Origin of the sequence: Desulfovibrio psychrotolerans (assembly GCF_013340305.1) — a bacterium.
Lineage (GTDB): Bacteria > Desulfobacterota > Desulfovibrionia > Desulfovibrionales > Desulfovibrionaceae > Halodesulfovibrio > Halodesulfovibrio psychrotolerans.
This window is the reverse complement of sequence record NZ_BLVP01000002.1, coordinates 204,129-222,715: the sequence shown is the minus strand read 5'-3', so window position 1 is coordinate 222,715 and position 18,587 is coordinate 204,129. Positions and strand designations below refer to the sequence as shown.

Genomic DNA, 18,587 nt, shown 5'->3' with positions numbered 1-18,587 from the left:
CCCGTTCAGTCAATGGCGTCAAAGGCGCAGGCGCCGTAGCAGCTCATGCACCGCACACACAGGTCGCGGTCAATGGTGGCCACCTCTTTCTTCTTCCAGCGCACGGCGTTTGCGGGGCAGGTATGAAAACACTTGCCGCACCGTTTGCACCGTCCGGGGTCCACCGCAAAATCCAGCAGCGCGGCACACCGCCTCGCCGGGCAGGTCCGGTGTTCAATGTGGGCCTCGAACTCATCCCTGAAATACCGCAGGGCGGAAAGCACGGGGTTGCCCGCCGTCTGCCCCAGCCCGCACAGGGCGGAATCCGTTATCACGGCGGCAAGCTCTTCCAGCAATTCCACATCACCGGAGCGCCCCCTCCCCGCGCAGATATTCTCCAGAATCTCCAGCATACGGCGTGTGCCCTCCCTGCACGGAGTACACTTGCCGCAGCTTTCATCCTGTATGAACTCAAGAAAGAAGCGCGCCATATCCACCATGCAGGTGCGGTCGTCCATCACAATGGCGCCGCCGGACCCCATAATGGCTCCCACCTTGGCAATTTCCTCGTAATCCACCACCACATCCAGCTGCGATTCCGGAATACATCCGCCGGAAGGCCCGCCCAACTGAACGGCCTTCAGCCTGCGCTTTCCCGGAATACCGCCGCCTATGTCGTACACGATGGTGCGCAGCGGCGTGCCCATGGGCACCTCCACCAGTCCTATGTTGCACACATCGCCGGAGAGCGCGAACACCTTGGTCCCCTTGCTGCGCTCCGTGCCCACCGAGGCATACCACGCGCCGCCGTTCAGCATTATCTGCGCCACGTTGGCAAGGGTTTCCACATTGTTCAGAATGGTTGGCTTCTCCCACAGCCCCCTGTGGGCGGGAAAGGGCGGACGCGGACGCGGCATACCCCGCCTGCCTTCAATGGACCGCATAAGGGCGGTCTCCTCGCCGCAGACGAAGGCCCCCGCTCCCTGATAGATGTCCACGTCAAACGCAAACCCGGAACCGAGAATATTCCCGCCCAGCAATCCGCGTGCCCGTGCCTGCTCAATGGCCATCTGCACGCGGCGCACCGCCAGCGGATATTCCGAGCGGCAGTAAATGTATCCCCTGTGGGCGTTAATGGCGCGCGCGGCGATAATCATGCCTTCCAGCACGGCGTGCGGGTCCGCCTCCAGAATGGAACGGTCCATGAACGCGCCGGGGTCGCCCTCGTCCGCGTTGCACAGCACATACTTCACCCCGCCGGGGCTGCGCATGGCAAATTCCCATTTCATGCCTGTGGGAAATCCCGCTCCGCCCCGCCCGCGCAGCCCGGAAATCTTCATCTGCTCCACAATATCCTGCGGGGTCATGTCCAGCAGTGCCTTGGCAGTGCCCAGATACCCGCCCCGCCCGATGGCGTCTTCAATGGATTCCGGATTGATCAGGCCTTTGTTGCGCAGGGTCCACGGCATCTGGCGGGCAAAGAAGGGAATATCGGCAAAAAGCGGTATGGGGGTGCGGCTTTGCGGGTCGCGGTAGAGCAGCCGCTCCACCTGCCGCCCGTGCACAAGCTGCTCTTCCACCAGTTCCGGCATGTCATCCGCGCCGAGCTTCTGGTAAAACACGTTGTCCGGATGCACCAGCAGCAACGGGCCCAAGGCGCAGAATCCGTTGCAGCCCGTCTCCACCACACGCACCCGCTCCTGCAGACCACGGGCGGCAATCTCCGCCACCAGACGCTCCTTCACAGCAATGCTGCCCGTGGCATGGCACCCGGTGCCGCCGCAGATGAACACATGCCGCACGCCGGGGGCGTTCAGCCGCGCTTCATACGCCGCACGCAGCACATGCAGATCGTCCACCGACAGACAGCCCGTTCCGGGCGGCATATCCGTGGGGGTGGTGCAGCCGGGTGCTTCCGGCGGGCGGTGGTCATTCATGGCGGCTCCTTCGTTCTCAAGCGGTTGCCGTGCCCGCGGGCAGCTCAATGGCTCCGGCAGGTAACAAACCCAGATGTGGCAGGCGCAAGGGCAACAGATGCAAGAGCATCAGCCTCCCTGCGCCGCGCGCACAGCCATACGCTGTTCCGTGCAGTGTGCCGCACCCCGGCATACCATCCTGTGTCATCGGATAACTCTAGGCGTACTTCTTCAACAGTTCCAGCACAGTATCCGCAGAAACGGCCCCGTGGGTGTCGCCGCCCACAACCATCACCGGAGCAAGTCCGCAGGCACCGAGACACCGAACCCCTTCAAGGTCAAACCGCCCGTCCTGCGTGGTCTGCCCTTCACGAATGCCGTATTCTCCCGCAATGCGGCTTATGACTTCGCGGATGCCCTTCACATAACAGGCAGTGCCCGTGCATGCCTTTATGGAATGCCTCCCGCGCGGCTCCAGCGAAAAAAGGGAATAAAAGGAAACCACGCCGAACACGTCGCTGCCGGGAATATTCATCCCTTCGGCAATGCGGTCCAGCAGCGGGGTCGGAAAATACCCCACCACCTCCTGCGCCTCGCGCAGCACGGTGATCAGCGAACCGGGCACATGCCTGTGGCGCGCAATCACTGCGTCCACGGCGGCCCACTGTTCCGGGGTTACAGCGTGCCGGGAGCTGCCCGCCTCCTCACCGCAGCAGCAGGAATCCCCGCGGCATCCGGCGTGTGCGCCGCCTGTGGCATGCGGGCTGTTGCCTGCGGGGAATATGTCCGCACCCGATGCGTCCGGGCACAGCGGTCCGGCGTCCGATATGGCAGTGCCGGTCGTGTCCGGTCCAAGCAAATTCGGACCCGACGCATCCGGTCTGGGCAAATCTCGACCGGACGTGTCCGTATCGAATGTTCTAGGCTCAAACTTTTTGGACCCGGACTTTTTGGGACCGGAAGAATCAGAACGGCTCATGAAAGGCTCCCAAACAGTTGCGCCGCCCGTAAGAAGCGGGCGGCGCGAAAAGTACCTAGCGGCAGATATGCGTGCAGTCGGGCCTGTTTTCCAGTTGCATCCACGCGGCTTTCACGGTGTTCTTCATCAGCATGGCAATGGTCATGGGTCCCACGCCGCCGGGAACAGGCGTAATCTTACCCGCCACCTTGCTGGCAGCTTCAAAGTCCACATCGCCGCTCAGAATGGCCTTGCCGGATGCGGCAGTCCCCACGCGGTTCACGCCAACATCTATAACCGTGGCACCGGGCTTAATCCAGTCGGGCTTCACCAGACCGGGCACGCCTGCCGCAACGATAAGAATATCCGCCCGGCGACAGTGCGCCGCAAGGTCGCGGGTACGGGTGTGCACCATGGTCACGGTACTGTCCGCCCCTTCGCCCTTCTGTCCCATCATAATGGCAATGGGCTTGCCCACAATGTTAGAACGCCCCACAACCACCACTTCCGCCCCGCTGGTGGGCGTGCCGGAACGGACAATCATTTCCTGTATCCCTGCGGGGGTGCAGGGCAAAAAGCAGCATCGGCGGTCGCCCAGCACCATGCGCCCCAGATTGACAGGATGAAACCCGTCCACATCCTTCTCGGGGTCAATGGCGTGGATAACGCGCTCCTCGCTGATATGCCTGGGCAGCGGCAGTTGCACCAGAATACCGTGAATGTCCGGGTCCTGATTATACTGGTCAATGAGGTCGAGCAGGGCTTCTTCCGTAATGGACTCCGGCTGGTTGTCCTGCACTTCATGGAATCCCAGCGAAACGGCTGTCTTCACCTTCAGGCTGACGTAGCTTACGGAGGCGGGGTTTTCACCCACAAGAATAGTCACCAATCCCGGCACCTTGCCGTGCTTCTCCCGCATCATGTTCACCTCGCGGGCAAGCTCCTCAAGTATGGCGGCGCGCATTTGGGTTCCGCTGATTATTTCCGCACTCATTTCCGTCTCCTGTGGCTGGGATGAAAGGACACGCCGCGCCCGGTATTGCCCAGACACGGCACGCTGTCAACCCGCAATCCGCATCAGAACAGCCCCTTCACCCGGCCGGTTTCCGTATCCACGTCAATGCGGCGGAACGAAGGATTGGACCCCGTGCCCGGCATAAGCGAGATAGACCCCGCCACCGGCACAATAAATCCTGCCCCGCCGAAGGTGAGCACATCACGCACCTTCAGCCGCCACCCGGTGGGTACCCCCTTGCGCGCAGGGTCATCGGAAAGGGAGAGATGCGTCTTTACCATGCACAGTCCCAGCCGCGAAAGCTCCGTATCCTTTTCAATGGCTTCCAGCCGCGCCTTGGCTTCAAACGAATAATCCACGCCCTCCGCGCCGTACACCTTGGTCGCCACCGTCTCTATGCGGCGGCGCATGGGCATGGACCAGTCATACAGGGGTGTGAACACGGTTTCGTCGTTGCAGGCGTCCATCACGGCATCGGCAAGCTCCAGAGCCCCCTCGCCACCCAGTTCCCAATGCCGCGAAACGGCAACTCTGGCCCCGGCAGCCTCGCACAGTTCGCGCACCTTGGCTATCTCCGCCCGGGTGTCCGTCACAAAGGCGTTTATGCACACCACAGGGGAAACCCCGCTCTGCTTCACAATATGCACATGGTGCAAAAGGTTGGCGCAGCCCTTTTCCACCCACTCCACATTCTCCTCGGCATACGCCTGCGGCAGCTTCTTTCCCGGTGTGGGCACGGGCGCGCCCCCGTGGCATTTCAACGCCCGCACCGTGGTCACCACCACGGCGGCGTCCGGCGTAAGCCCGCTGTAATGGCACTTCAGATTCCAGAATTTCTCATACCCAATATCCGCCCCGAACCCCGACTCCGTCACATGATACTCAGAGAGCTTCAGCCCCACCTGATCGGCTATGATGGAACTCTGCCCTATGGCAATGTTGGCAAAAGGCCCCGCATGCACAATAACGGGCTGCCCTTCCAGCGTCTGGATAAGATTGGGGTTCACGGCATCCACCAGCCACGCCGTCATGGCACCGTCCACCTCAAAATCACGGGTGGTAAGCGGCTTGCCGAACTTGTCGTAGCAGATGATCACTTTGCCCATGCGCTCGCGCAGGTCTTTCAGGTCCTTGGCAACGGAAAGAATGGCCATAAGTTCCGAGGAAACAGCGATATCGAACTTGGACCGCATCATGAATCCGTCATTGGCCCCGTTCACCCCGTCTATGCCTATAATGATATTACGCAGCGCCTGCGCGCAGTAGTCAATGACCCACCCCATCTCCACGCGCGTGGGGTCCACGTTCAGCCGCCGCAGACCGGAAAGCTGGTCCAGCTTGTCGTCCGAGTAGTTGCGCTCATGCTGCATGCGCGCGGTAAGCGCCACCATGGCAAGATTGTGGGCATTCATTATGGCGTTTATGTCGCCGGTAAACCCCAACGAAAACGGCGTAAGCGGAATGCACTGCGACCGCCCGCCCCCGGCGGCAGACCCCTTCACCCCCATGGTCGGCCCGCCGGATGGCTGGCGGATGGCTGCGGAAGCCCGCTTCCCCCTGCGCCCCAACCCCTGCACCAACCCGATGGTCGTGGTGGACTTGCCCTCGCCCAAAGGGGTGGGCGTTATGGCGGTCACATCCACATACTTGCCGTTGGGCTTTCCTGCCAGCCGCCGCAGCACCGCCCGGTAGTCTATCTTGCCCATATAGTGCCCGAAGGGAAGCAACTCGCGCTCCTCCAGCCCCATCTCGTCACCCAGACGGTAGATGGTCTTCATGCGGCTTTCCGCATCCTGCGCTATTTCCCAGTCCGGGTGCTCCTTGGGGTCCAGCGATTTCATTCCGGCGGTATCCAGCAACATAGGCTCGCTCCTTGGCAAGACATGATCAGGGCAACGCGGGCGCGCCACACATAGTGGTGCCCGCATACAATTCATACTTCAAAAATGCTCATTTCGTCAACTTTAGCATCATTTTTTGCGCAATATAATCACTGAGGAGCATCACCCCGCCTCTCAGTACCTTCTCCACATACCACAGCGATTATATTCTGCGCCCTCAGGCTTGCAGCATCCATGATGTTTCCCGTATACTGAACGCATATTTCTTCTCAGGAGACCTGCATGGGATATATACTCCGCGTTACGCTGCACGTTGCGGCCATGCTGCTTTGCCTGTCCGTTCTCGGTCCGGCACAGGGACATGCCATTCCCGCTGCAAGCATTAATGATATAGACTTCATGACGGAACAATATCCTCCGTTCAACTACATGCACAACGGAACACTCAAAGGAATTTCCGTAGAACTTCTTGATCTGGTCTTCAAAGAACTGAACGCCACCGTCTCTGTAAACAACGTCCGCCATCTTCCGTGGGCGCGCGCCTACAAAACGGCACTGCATGTGCCGGACTCCTGCCTCTTTGTCATGACACGGAGCGGGTTCCGCGAAAATCTCTTCAAATGGGCGGGACCGGTCATGCCCACCACCATTGCGGTCATTGCCCGCAAAGACCGCAACATGCAGGTGCCAGATGCGCAGGCACTCAAGGCACACACCATTGCCGCGCTGCACGATGATATAGGACATTCCCTGCTCATCAATGCAGGATACCCCGAAAAACGCATCGCCACAAACCCCTACGCCAGCAGCATCATAGAAATGCTGAACAAACGGCGGGTGGACGCATGGGCGTATGAAGAATCTGTGGCACGCTACTTCATAGGCGAGGCGGGTTACGACCCGGACGATTTCGAAACCATCTTCACGCTGGAAAGTTCCGAACTCTATTTCGCCTTCAACATCAGCACGCCGGACGCCATAATCCGCGACTTTCAGAACGCGCTTGACGTGCTGCGCGAGCGTGGAGAGGTGGAATCCATAATCCGGCGGTACATACGCTGAAAAGCAGGCGGGCTGCCAGCTGTCGTGCAGGTGCCAATCACGCATCTTGCCGGTTCCGGACAAGTTCCGAACAAGTTCCGGGCAGATTCCTGACAGACAGCAGACTCTTTGACCGAACCGTTCCGCACCGGACCGGTCCCGCAGCCCTTTCCAGCCGGAGTGGTATGCGGTATACGTGCCTTCCCGGACTTCACGTCCCAATCAGCAACCACCCATCGCCATGAAGCCCGCACCTCCGACCAGCAAACCTCCCCTGCTTCCGCATCCGCCACATCCGGGTTTGCCGAATCTACCGGACCTGCCCGTCTCCGGCATCCTCCCAGACTTGGCCGAAAGCCTGCGCACCACCCCGAACGCCCTGCTCCACGCCCCGCCCGGCGCGGGCAAAACCACGCTGGTGCCGCTCTCGCTCATGCACGCCCCGTGGTTGAACGGCAGGCGCATCCTCATGCTGGAACCGCGCCGCATCGCCGCCCGTGCCGCCGCCCGCTACATGGCGCGCCTGCTGGGAGAACAACCGGGACACACGGTCGGCTACCGCATCCGCCACGAAACCCGCGTCTGCGCAGCCACCCGCATAGAGGTGGTCACAGAGGGTGTCCTCACCCGCCTGCTTCAGTCGGACCCGGAACTTGCCGGATACGGCATGGTCATCTTCGATGAATTTCATGAACGCAGCCTGCACGCAGACCTCGGCCTTGCCCTGTGTCTGGAAGCCCAGTCCGCCCTGCGGCAAGACCTGCGCCTGCTGGTCATGTCCGCCACGCTGGACTGCCGCCCCGTGGCAACCCTCATGGGCGGCTGCCCCGTCATCTCCTGTGAGGGGCGCGCCTTTCCTGTCACCGTGCGCCACCTGCCCCCGCCCCGGCGCGGTACCGTTCCTGCGGGCGGCGCGCACGCACAGGCAGACAAACGCCACGTTGCCGCCGCCGTGGGTCACGCGCTGGCATCGGAACCGGGCAGCATCCTTGTGTTCCTGCCCGGTGCGGGAGAAATCCGCTCCGTGACGGAACTGCTGGGTGCTCCTCAGGACTACGGTTCCCGCGCCGCTACAGGATTGACCTCTCCGGCTGGTCAGACATCTGCTGCCGGCTCGGCACATCCGGGTGGCCCGGCGATTCTTCCGACTGGCTCGACTGACAACACAATGGGCAACGCAACCGCGCCTTCCCTGCCGCCGGACGTGCGCCTGTTCCCGCTCTACGGCGACCTTTCCGCGCGCGAACAGGACACCGCCATCACACCGCCGCCCCCCGGCATCCGCAAGGTCGTACTGGCCACATCCATTGCGGAAACCTCACTCACCATAGAAGGCGTGCGCGTGGTCATAGATGCCGGATACGCCCGCCTGCCCCGCTTCGACCCTAACAGCGGCATGACCCGGCTGGTCACGGAACGGGTCTCCCTCGCCGCCGCTGCCCAGCGCACAGGCCGCGCGGGTCGGTTGGAGGCGGGCGTCTGCTACAGGCTATGGGAACAGGCAGAGGAGCACTCCATGCGCCCCTTTGCCGCGCCGGAAATCACAGAGGCCGATCTGTCCCCGCTGGCGCTGGAACTGGCCGCATGGGGCGTGGCGGGATACGCGGGTGCAGTCTCCCTGCCGTGGCTCACTCCGCCGCCGCAAGGCAATTTCGCACAGGCATGCGAACTGCTGCACAGCCTCGGCGCGCTGGACTCCGCCCACCGCATCACCCCGCACGGCAAGGCCATGCTCGCCCTGCCCCTGCATCCCCGGTTGGCGCATATGGTACTCCGGGCCGCATCCCCGGAGAGCGAGCGTAATACGGAAAACACGCCGGAGAAGCCTTCCGGCCATAATGCGGAACATCCCCATGCGGCCACCGCCTGCGTGGTAGCTGCCCTGCTCTCCGAAAGAGAACGCGCTTCCGGTGCAGACCTTCGCCCCGCCGTGGCGCGTTACGCGCGCGATATTTCCCGGCTGACAAAGCAGGGCCATGCCCCCGCAGGCCCGCATGGCACAACCAACCGCATGACGGCTGCCATCCACCACATTGCCCGCACCGTATCGCACCTTGCCCCCTCCCGTGAACAGGCCGAACGGGCCGGACAGACTCCATTGGCTAAATTAGCTACGCAGGCTGCAGAACCGGAAGATACGGGAATCTGCCTTGCCCTCGCCTACCCCGACCGCATCGGGCAGCAGCGCGGCGCAGGCGTATTCCGCCTTTCCGGCGGCAGAACCGCCTTCCTCCCGCAGGAAGACCCGCTCGCGCGCGAACCGTTCCTTGCCGTGGCGGAACTGGACGGCAACGCCGCCCGCGCCCGCATATGGAGCGCCGCCCCCATCACGAAGCAGGACATAGAACGCCTCTTCGCGCACGCCCTTGCCGATGATGATTTCGTCCTGTGGGACAGCCGGACAGAATCCGTCACGGCACGGCGGCAGACCCGGCTGGGCGCGCTTGTGCTTGCAGACGCCCCCAGCGACTCCGCGCGGGAAGAGGATATCATGCACGCGGTTACGGATGGCATCCGCTCCATAGGTCTGCACTGCCTGCCGTGGACGGAAGAAACCCTCAGCCTGCGTGCACGGGTACAGTTTCTGCGTACTCTACAGCCGCAAGGCTCGTCCCCCGATATGCCGCAAGGCCCATGTCCAGACATACCGCAAGCTTCATGCCCGGATATGCCGCAATGCCCGTGGCCGGACCTCTCGGACGACGCCCTGCTCCGCACCCTTCCCGCGTGGCTCGGGCCGTTTCTCGGCGGCATCACGCGCCGCTCCCAGTTCAGGAGCATAGACCTTGCGGCGGCACTTGCCGCCCTGCTCGGCTGGCAGGCCACGCAGCGTCTGGACAAAGAAGCTCCCACCCACATCACAGTGCCGTCCGGGTCGCGCATCCGGCTCGATTACACCACGGGCGGCGGACAGCAACAAGGCCCCGTACTCCCCGTCAAACTGCAGGAAATGTTCGGCGCGCAGCAAACGCCCACCATCGCGGGCGGACGCTACGCCCTGCCCGTGCACCTGCTTTCCCCCGCAGGCCGCCCGCTGCAGGTCACGCGCGACCTCGCCTCATTCTGGAAAAACGGCTACCCGGCAGTGCGCGCAGAAATGCGTGGCCGCTATCCCAAACACCCATGGCCGGAAGACCCCGCAACGGCACAGCCCACCCGCCACGTCACCAAACGCATGCAGCAACCCGGCTAGCAGCAGAGAACACCCTGCTGAAAGGCAGCGAACAAACGCACGCCAAACAAAAGGGCGGTATGCCCATACCCTGTTGAAAAAAGTCTCAACAGAGCATGGGCATACCGCCCTAAACACTCTCTTTCCGCCGGCACGCTAGTCTGTGTGCCGGTCAGCCCCTGCTTTACGCATGCCCGGCAACTCACCGCCGTCCGCCGTCATCGCAGACAGCCCGGCAGCCCGACAACGCGACAGTGCTACAGCGCCCCCGCAGGTCAGCAGCAGCCGTTGCCCATGCGCACGGGCAGTCCCTTTTCATGCAGCCAGCGTTTAATCATCAGCGAGGCGCACCCCACGCCGGGGTTCACGGAAAGCGCTCCCACAGGGCAATTGCGCGCACACGCCCCGCACTCCATGCAGGCTTCGCGGTCCGCAAATCCGGCCTTCCCATCCTGCATGCGAAACACCAGATGCGGACACACCTCCGTGCACAGGCCACAGCCCACACACTTCTCCGCATCCAGGCCTATGGTGACCACATTCTCAATATATCTGAAGCCCTGCATACATCCTCCTACACAAAGGCGGCAAAGACCCATAAAAAGGCGCACACCACCACTACCAGCGCCTGCAGCGGCACCGCGCGGCGCATCTCCCACTCCACCCCGGAGGGCGAGGCGTAGGGGGTGGAACCGCTGAAATTCATGGCCAGAAACGAGCTGATAGTCACCGTCCACAGCCCCAGCGCAACCCACTCCATCAGGCCCGGCCCTCCACTTCCGGCGGCTCCGGCAGCTCCGGCCCACACAGCAAACACCAGCAGCGGCAGCACGCACGCGCCCGCCACCGCCCCCTTGGCGGCAAAGGCCCGGAAGGGAATACGCGGCAGCAGCAGCGGCACGCCCACATGGCCCGCCAGCACCCCGAACAGGGTCGCCCACGCAAATCCGCCCAGCCGCGTCACCGCTTCGGTGAACGAAAACACATGCGGCCCTATGCCGGAAAGCACGAACACTGCGCAAAAGGCCAGCAGCAGCGTCTTCCACAGCAGCACCAATTCCACGGGAATAAGAACCGCCCGCTCCCGCAGGGGAAAATCCACCAGACGCATGGCCTCGGTAGCCTTCTGTCCGGCAGCGAGAAAGTCAGGCAGGTCCGCCGACCGCACAGGACCGTACACCACGGAAAAACCCGTGGCCCGGCGTACTTCGCGGGCAGAAACCCCCGGTGCCCCAAGCTGCGGCAGCACTACCCTGCGGTGCGATACCACCTTATCCAGCTCTGCACGCCGTATGCGGCGCACCACCTCATCCGTAGAGAACAAATTCTTGCCCGCCGCGCACCACACGTTAATGCCGCGAGTATCCAGCACCAGCAGCCAGACATGCTGCCCCGCAAGGTCTTCGCGCACCACATCAAACGTCAGCTTGTAGTTGGCGGTAACAATAACCGGAGAAGCCGCATCCGGCGTGCCCACGGCATACAGACCGGGCGAAACGACATAGTTGTCCCGCGTTATGCCCAAACGGGCAAGGGCAGTACCGGCCCAGTCTCCCGGTCCGCGCCGGGTCCGCACGCGGGGTACGGGACCGGCAGGGGTATCCAGAAAGGTGTCCACGCAGGAATACACGGCGTAGCCCGCCCGCTCGTACGACCTGGCCTCAGGTCGCGGCGGTGGGCCTCAGCACGGCTCGGCGGCAGGGTTGGCACTTTCGCCGCATGCTGAACCGCATCCCGTATCACAGGTCGCACCACTGGCGGAATCCAAGGCAGAATCATGAACAGAACCACGGGAGGCATCAGCAAATGCAGACGCCGCAATCCCTCCTGCCTCCCGCCCGGAAAAGGCAACCGGAGGAACAGGCGCAAATGGCGAATCCGGCCCTGCTTCAGCAGCACAGCATCCGGGAACCGTACTGCCAACGGGCGGGCACGCTTCCGGCGAACATGCACAAGGTGCCCCGCCGGAAAGCGGCGCAGCCGCACAGGACGAGCCTGAGGGGGTATACTGGCCTGCCAGGTCTGTCTGATCTGTCTGGTCTGTCTGGCAGCATTGTCCTGTCCGGTCTGTCTGGCCCGGGCAGCACTGTGCCGGGTCTGGCGCAGAAGCCTGTGGCGCCATGCGCAACGGTTCAAACAGCTTCACAATCGTTTCCTCACAAAAATTAACGTATCGTCAACGCAACCTGATCGTATTTCCTGATCGAATATCCTGATCGAATATTCTGAGCGCGTATCCTTGAATGTCCATTCTGAGCGCGCATCCCTATCACGCCCGGGGCAACGGCAGCAGCACGTTTCCCTGCGGACACATCCCACCGGACACAACACACCGGACACATCCCACGGACCAGCACACCAAAAAAGCTTTCATTGCGCACCGTTGCACTTTCAATTCAGGCAACTGCGCGAATAGGCATTCCCGCTCCGCAAGGCAAGGTAATACTCCCGCCCGCTACAGGCAAGCTGCATGCAGGGCGTTATTGCACATCCGTCACCGCCCCAGTTGCAACACGCTGCGGGAAACGCTAGCATGCGGGCATAATGAATCGCCAACAACTCCTCCTGAACATGTTCCAAGCCATGCTGGACCGTCTGGGCCCCAGCCGCTGGTGGCCCGCAGAGTCTCCGTTCGAGGTCGCCGTCGGGGCCATCCTCACCCAGAACACCAACTGGGGCAACGTAGAACGCGCCATCGCCAATCTCAAACAGGCAAACGCCCTTTCCCCCCGTGCCATCCTCGGCATGCCGGAATCCGAACTGGCGGAGCGCATCCGTCCTTCGGGCTATTATAATATGAAGGCGAAACGGCTGCGCACCTTTGCAGGCTGGCTCACGGAATACGCCGGAGGCGATATCGCCGCCCTCGCGGAGAAAGATACGGCAGATGTGCGCGAAGCCCTGCTCGCCATCAAGGGCATAGGGCCGGAAACAGCAGATTCCATAGCACTTTACGCCGCAGGGCTGCCCACCTTTGTGGCAGATGCCTACACCCACCGCATTCTCACCCGGCACGGCCTTATGCCGGAAGATGCGGACTACCATACCATGCGGGACTATTTCATGGATGTACTGCCGCAGGACGTGCCCCTTTATAACGAATACCATGCCCTCATCGTGCGGGTGGGCAAGGAATGGTGCCGCAAATCAGCCCCCCTCTGCGCACAATGCCCGCTCAACCCGTACCTGAACGGCGGCACCGCATGACCACGCACACCCACCGCCACCCGTCCCTGCCCTGCCCTGCCGCCTCTGTATGCACGGTGCTGCTCCTGTGCTGCGCCGTCATGCTCATGCTGCCTGCCTTCACGGCACATGCGCAGAAGCAGGAGACCATAGAAAAGTCCCTCTCCACGCAGCAGAATAAGGCCAAGCAGACAGAAAAAAAGCTGAACGCCCTCACCGCGCAGGAACGTGCCCTGCACAAGGAACTTGCTGCGGCAGAAGACCGTATGAAGCAGCTTGAGCGCGATCTCGCCAAGCAGGAATCGGACCTCGCCGCCATAGAGCGCAAGCGCGAAGCGGCAGAAAAAGAACACGGGCAGGTACTGGCCCAGCGCCGGAAAACAGAGCAGGAACTGCGTGAACTGCTCGATGCCATGTGGCCCCTGTACATGCAGAGTCAGGCCGGACGTGGCGGCAACGTCCCGGACTGGCACGAGGCCGACCGCCAGTTCGAATGGTCGGGCAGAATATACGCCGCCATAGACGAAAAAAACCGGGCCATTGCGGAACAGGAAAAGAGCATCGCCAAGGCCCTGAAAACGCAGGAAGAACTTGCCCGCAGTGCCCGCGAGCGTCTGGCCGCTGTCAATAAGACCAAAGACAGGCTCCTGCGCGACAGGCTGCAGCACAACAGCAAATTGCAGGCCGTGCGCAAGGAAAAGGAAGACGCGGAAGCCACGCTTAAAAACGTGCTCGACGTCATCAAGGACCTGAACTACCGCATGGAGGAAACAGGCGGCCCGGAAGGCGAATTCGCCAAGATGAAGGGCAAACTGCCCTGGCCCGCCAGAGGCAGGCTGGCACACAAGTTCGCGCCAAACGCCAACCCGCCCAACCGGGGCATGGCCCTTGCCCTTTCGCAGGGCACAGAGGTCCGCTCCGTTGCCTCCGGCAAGGTGGTGCATAACGATGTGCTGCGTGGCTTCGGCAGGGTGGTCATCGTCATGCATGACTCAGCCTACTATACCCTCTACGCCTTCCTGTCCGAAAGCGGATTGGGCGTGGGGCAGAATGTAACCAGAGGACAGAAGCTCGGCACGGCGGGACACTTCCCCCGTGTAGAAGGCCCGGGCCTGTATTTCGAATTGCGTTTTCATCAAAAAGCCATTAACCCTGAGCCGTGGCTAACAGCTTCGAATTAGGTACAATACGGTCTCTCGGAGGATCTGTAATGCGTATATCCATGTGGGTCGCCTCGGCGGCGGCCCTTGCAATACTCGCTTTTTCCACGGCTCCCGGCCTTGCTACCGGCGATCAGAACAAGTTCGACTCCCTGAAGCGCTTCAGTCAGGTTCTGGACATGGTTGAACGCTATTATGTCAATGAAGTCAGCCGCAAGGACATCATAGACGGTGCCATTCAGGGCATGCTGCAATCCCTTGACCCGCACTCCTCGTTCATGGACCCCACCGAATACCAGAGCATGCAGGAGACCACCTCCGGTGAATTCTTCGGCATAGGCATAGAAATAACGCAGGATGAAAACGGTATTCTCAAGGTGGTGGCCCCCATTGAAGACACCCCCGCATGGAAAGCCGGGCTGAAAAGCGGCGACCTTATCCTTGAAGTGGGCGGCGCTCCCACGCAGGAGATGTCCCTGAGCAAGGCGGTTTCGCTTATCAAAGGCCCCAAGGGATCCAAGGTCACGCTGACCGTCCTGCCCAAAAATGCCAACGAACCCAAGGAAATGACCATCACGCGCGACATCATCCCGCTCATCAGCGTGAAGACGCGACTGCTGGATGACGGTTTCCTGTGGGTCCGTCTCATGCGCTTCTCAGAACGCACAACCGATGAACTGTACGAAAAGATAGCGGAATACTCCAAGCAAAACGAGCTTAAGGGCATCGTTCTGGATATGCGCGACAACCCCGGCGGTCTTCTGGACCAGTCCGTCAGCGTTGCAGATGCCTTCCTCGGTCAGGGCACTGTGGTGTCCATCCGCGGACGCGGCAAGGAAAGCCGCGAATTCACCGCACGCACCCAAAGCTCAGACATCACGGCTCCCATGGTCGTGCTCATCAACGCAGGCTCCGCCTCCGCCTCGGAAATCGTGGCCGGTGCCCTGCGCGACCACAAGCGGGCGCTTCTGGTGGGCGAACGCAGCTTCGGCAAGGGGTCCGTGCAAAACATCATCCCCCTCAGCGACGGCGGCGCGGTCAAGCTGACTATCGCGCACTACTACACGCCCAACGGCACCTCCATTCAGGCAGAAGGCATCCAGCCGGACATCCTCCTGCCCTTTGAGATGCCCGCTGAAGAAACGGAAAAGAAACCGCGCCGCACCATGCGCGAAAAGGATCTTGACCGGCATCTGGACAACCCGGCAGACAAGACCGGCGTTGCTCCCAAGGGCGACTTCAAGCGCACGCAGGAAGTGCAGGAGGCGCTGGACCGCGACAACCAGCTGCGCATGGCGCTGCAACTGGTGCACTCCCTGCCCAGAATACAGAGCATCCACTAGAATAACCACGGGGGCGCGGAAATCCGCGCCCCCGGTTTGCAACGCCCCCCGCCATCGCTGCAGCACGCTCCATGATGACCCACTCCCCAAAACCAGAAAATACACACGGCCCCGCCAGCGGAGATGCCAAAGGCAAGGCTGCCCTGCTCGCGCAGGCATCCGCACGCCTCCGGTCCTCCCTGTCACGCCTGCAAAACGCGCTGCCGCGGTGGGCACTCCCCTTCCTTGCGGGCGTGCTCTGCGTTCTTCTCCTGCTGGGCATTGTGCGCTGCATGCAATCGCCTGCGCCAACAACCGCCCTCAATGCAACCGAAGCAGCTGAGAGCACGGCGGCAGGTTCGCTGCGCGGGCGCGTGGACCCCACCTCCCTGCCCTATGAGGAAACACTGGGCGGACCGCTGGAAGAAAGCGTAAAGAAGATAGATTTCGCCCTCCTGCAGGCATTCGCAGGTCTTGCCCTGCACCGTTCCGCCGTGCTTCTGGAAGAGGTGGAAACCCGCTTCCACAACGGACAGGAGTATCACTTCCAGCGCATGCGCCTCTACAGCACGGAACCGGAAAAGGTGACCGCAGCCATAGCAAACTCGCTTGCCGCATGGGTGGGCAACGCCACGTTCACGCCCACCGGTCCGGAGAGCTTCACCATATCGGTCAACGGTGCCTCCACCCACGAACTGACCCTTGCAGCATCCCCCGCTCCCCCGTATACACAGGGGGCGGAAACAGATATTTCCACAACACCGGATTCCGGGGAACCTCCGTCCGCTGAATCCGGTGCAACTCCGGCAACAAGACCCAGACCAGACCCACGCCCGACCCCGGAAGGAACCGGACGTCTCGCCATCGTCATTGACGACCTTGGCGAAAGCGTGAACGCCGCCCGCAAACTGGCCTCGCTCTCCTACCCTGTCACCTTCGCCATCTGGCCGCGTTCCACAAACGCCAAGCTGGTGGCGGAAATAGGCAGGCAACGTGGCGAGGAGATCATCCTCCATCAGCCCATGGAGCCGATCGGCTACCCAGAGGTACGCCCCGGACCGGGAACAGTGTTCGTGCGCATGACACCGGACCAGATACACACCATCATTGCGGAAAACCTGAAAATGGTTCCGTATGCGGTGGGTATCAACAACCACATGGGGTCACGGTTCACGCAGGACAGACAGGCCGTGCAAGCGGTGCTGGAAGAACTGCGCGAACGCGATCTGTTCGTGCTGGACAGCTGGACGCACCCCAAATCCGTGTTCTTCGGCGAAGCGAAGAAGGCCGGGTTCACCGCCTACAAGCGGAGCGTCTTCATTGACGTGGTACAGGATGTACCAAGCATTGTGCACCAGTTGGAAAAGGCAGAGCGCATAGCCCTTACCACGGGGCAGGCCATAGCCATAGGCCATCCCCTGCCGGAAACCCTTGCAGCCCTCAAGCAATGGGAGGCAAGGCGCAATCCGGCGGTCAGCGTGGTAACCGTGCGTTCGCTCCGGCCAAACTGAGAGGGGCCATTATCCCGCAACGCATGTTGCCGCTTGCGGGAGTCCGAACATACCATTACACTTTCGGAGGAATGTCTGTCATGTTGCAAAGAACGTTTTCCATCATCAAGCCCGATGCCGTAAACCGCAATCTCGAAGGCGAAATCCTCGCCCGTATCCAGAAGGCCGGTCTGCGCGTCGTGGCCATGAAGAAAATACACATGACCCGGGAACAGGCGGAAGGATTCTACCACGTGCACAAAGAGCGCCCCTTCTTCGGCAGCCTCACAGAATTCATGTGCTCCGGTCCCGTGGTCTGCTCCGTGCTGGAAGGCGATGACGCCATTGCCAGATACCGTGAACTCATGGGCGCAACCAACCCCGCCAATGCGGCGGAAGGCACCCTGCGCAAGGACTTCGCCCTGAATCTGGAAGCGAATTCCGTGCACGGTTCCGATGCGCCGGAAACCGCCGCGTTCGAAATAAGCTACTTCTTCAACGCACTGGAGATTACAGGCTAATGATCACTCTCGGCTGCATAGGCTGCGGCAATATGGGGTCCGCCATTCTGAAGGGACTGGGAAGCCGCGAGGATATTGCCCTTGCCGGCTACGACCGCAGCACCACCACCCTGCAAACGCTTAAGGACGATGCCGCCCTGCCCCGGTTCACCATCTGCGGGTCGGAAGAACAGGTCGCTGAGCACGCGGACTACATCCTGCTGGCTGTAAAGCCCGATCAGGTGGAGCCCGTTCTTGCCAGAATCGCGCCCCGGCTTGCCGGAAAAACGGTCATCTCCATCGCCGCGGGTGTTTCGCAGGCTGCGCTTAAACAGTACAGCGGCGGTGCCTGTGCCGTGGTGCGCTGCATGCCCAACACACCCGCCATGGTGGGCGAAGGCATCTTCGCCCTGTGTCTGGAAGACCCGGACCTTGGCGAAGCCCGTATGCAGACCGTGCAGGACATCTTCGGCGCAATAGGGCAGGTCATGGTGCTGCCGGAGAGCAAGTTCAACGCCTTTACAGCCGTTGCAGGCTGCGGCCCCGCCTATGTCTTCCACTTCATGGAAGCGCTGGTTGAAGCGGCAGTCACCGTGGGCTTTACCCGGCAGGACGCAACGGATATGATCATCAAGCTCTGCAAGGGCTCGGTGAAACTTGCGGATGAATCCGACAAGCACCTCTCCGTGCTGCGCGAAATGGTCTGCTCCCCTGCGGGGGTTACCATTGCCGCCGTAAACCATCTGGACCGCACTGCCGTGCGGGGCAACATAATCGACGCCGTTCTCCAGGCCCGCACACGCGGGCAGGAGATGAGCAAATAGCACCGAGCGTGCCCGCGTGACGGGGGGTATCGACTGCGTGCCGGGGGCGCGTACCGCAAGGTACGCGCCTTCTTTGTCTTTCCGCTTGCATACACCGCGCGCGCGCCGTACTTTGCCAAAGTGTGCGTCTGGAAAAGAAGGCACATACCCCCGCCCCCCTGTCAGATGCCCGGCAGCGAACCG

General features: G+C 61.8%; 13 protein-coding genes and 1 pseudogene. 8 read left to right on the top strand and 6 right to left on the bottom strand.

The genetic code is table 11. The features are described from left to right. Window positions 1–5: 5 nt before the first annotated feature. The 4 genes from nuoF to HUV26_RS03815 all read right to left on the bottom strand — a co-directional run bounded on the left by nuoF (window position 6) and on the right by HUV26_RS03815 (window position 5,730). On the bottom strand, window positions 6–1,916 hold the full coding sequence (nuoF, locus tag HUV26_RS03830; protein ID WP_308483144.1) for an NADH-quinone oxidoreductase subunit NuoF: 1,911 nt from the start codon (window positions 1,914–1,916) through the stop codon (window positions 6–8). A gap of 196 nt (window positions 1,917–2,112) precedes the next feature. After that, entirely contained in the window at window positions 2,113–2,874 is a 762-nt protein-coding gene (locus HUV26_RS03825; RefSeq protein ID WP_174408779.1) for an NADH-quinone oxidoreductase subunit NuoE family protein, read from the bottom strand. 55 nt (window positions 2,875–2,929) lie between these two features. Continuing rightward, window positions 2,930–3,847, bottom strand: coding sequence for a bifunctional methylenetetrahydrofolate dehydrogenase/methenyltetrahydrofolate cyclohydrolase FolD (gene folD, locus HUV26_RS03820; RefSeq protein WP_174408778.1), 918 nt, complete (start codon window positions 3,845–3,847; stop codon window positions 2,930–2,932). Between the two features lie 83 nt (window positions 3,848–3,930). Then, window positions 3,931–5,730: a formate--tetrahydrofolate ligase gene (locus HUV26_RS03815; protein ID WP_243451249.1), complete on the bottom strand. Its 1,800-nt coding sequence runs from the start codon at window positions 5,728–5,730 to the stop codon at window positions 3,931–3,933. A 261-nt stretch (window positions 5,731–5,991) separates the two neighbouring features. On the opposite strand from HUV26_RS03815, the gene HUV26_RS03810 reads away from it, so the two are divergent. Both HUV26_RS03810 and hrpB read left to right on the top strand, forming a co-directional pair. Beyond that, window positions 5,992–6,771 (top strand): substrate-binding periplasmic protein, encoded by a 780-nt coding sequence (locus HUV26_RS03810; RefSeq protein ID WP_174408777.1) that lies wholly within the window; start codon window positions 5,992–5,994, stop codon window positions 6,769–6,771. Window positions 6,772–6,991: 220 nt separating this feature from the next. Next, complete coding sequence (gene hrpB / locus HUV26_RS03805) at window positions 6,992–9,943, top strand: ATP-dependent helicase HrpB (RefSeq protein ID WP_308483143.1); 2,952 nt, start codon at window positions 6,992–6,994, stop codon at window positions 9,941–9,943. 254 nt (window positions 9,944–10,197) lie between these two features. Here the strand turns inward: hrpB and hgcB are convergent, their stop codons facing one another. Continuing rightward, on the bottom strand, window positions 10,198–10,488 hold the full coding sequence (gene hgcB / locus HUV26_RS03800) for a mercury methylation ferredoxin HgcB (protein WP_174408776.1): 291 nt from the start codon (window positions 10,486–10,488) through the stop codon (window positions 10,198–10,200). A gap of 8 nt (window positions 10,489–10,496) precedes the next feature. After that, window positions 10,497–11,603, bottom strand: a pseudogene (gene hgcA / locus HUV26_RS03795) (mercury methylation corrinoid protein HgcA); the annotation flags it as partial. Window positions 11,604–12,466: 863 nt separating this feature from the next. Between hgcA and HUV26_RS03790 the strand changes: the two are divergent. From HUV26_RS03790 to proC, 6 genes are all read left to right on the top strand, one after another. Next, window positions 12,467–13,129: an endonuclease III domain-containing protein gene (locus HUV26_RS03790; protein ID WP_174408775.1), complete on the top strand. Its 663-nt coding sequence runs from the start codon at window positions 12,467–12,469 to the stop codon at window positions 13,127–13,129. Next, window positions 13,126–14,289, top strand: coding sequence for a murein hydrolase activator EnvC family protein (locus HUV26_RS03785; protein WP_174408774.1), 1,164 nt, complete (start codon window positions 13,126–13,128; stop codon window positions 14,287–14,289). Before HUV26_RS03790 ends, HUV26_RS03785 begins: the two co-directional genes overlap by 4 nt. Before the next feature lie 29 nt (window positions 14,290–14,318). Next, window positions 14,319–15,611, top strand: coding sequence for a S41 family peptidase (locus HUV26_RS03780; RefSeq protein ID WP_174408773.1), 1,293 nt, complete (start codon window positions 14,319–14,321; stop codon window positions 15,609–15,611). Between the two features lie 71 nt (window positions 15,612–15,682). Beyond that, the gene (locus tag HUV26_RS03775; RefSeq protein ID WP_174408772.1) at window positions 15,683–17,101 is read left to right on the top strand and encodes a divergent polysaccharide deacetylase family protein; all 1,419 of its coding nucleotides are present in this window, start codon (window positions 15,683–15,685) and stop codon (window positions 17,099–17,101) included. Between the two features lie 80 nt (window positions 17,102–17,181). Beyond that, entirely contained in the window at window positions 17,182–17,601 is a 420-nt protein-coding gene (gene ndk, locus HUV26_RS03770; RefSeq protein WP_174408771.1) for a nucleoside-diphosphate kinase, read from the top strand. Beyond that, window positions 17,601–18,404, top strand: a complete 804-nt coding sequence (proC, locus tag HUV26_RS03765; RefSeq protein ID WP_174408770.1) for a pyrroline-5-carboxylate reductase — start codon at window positions 17,601–17,603, stop codon at window positions 18,402–18,404. The genes ndk and proC overlap by 1 nt, the downstream gene beginning before the upstream one ends. Window positions 18,405–18,587: the final 183 nt, after the last annotated feature.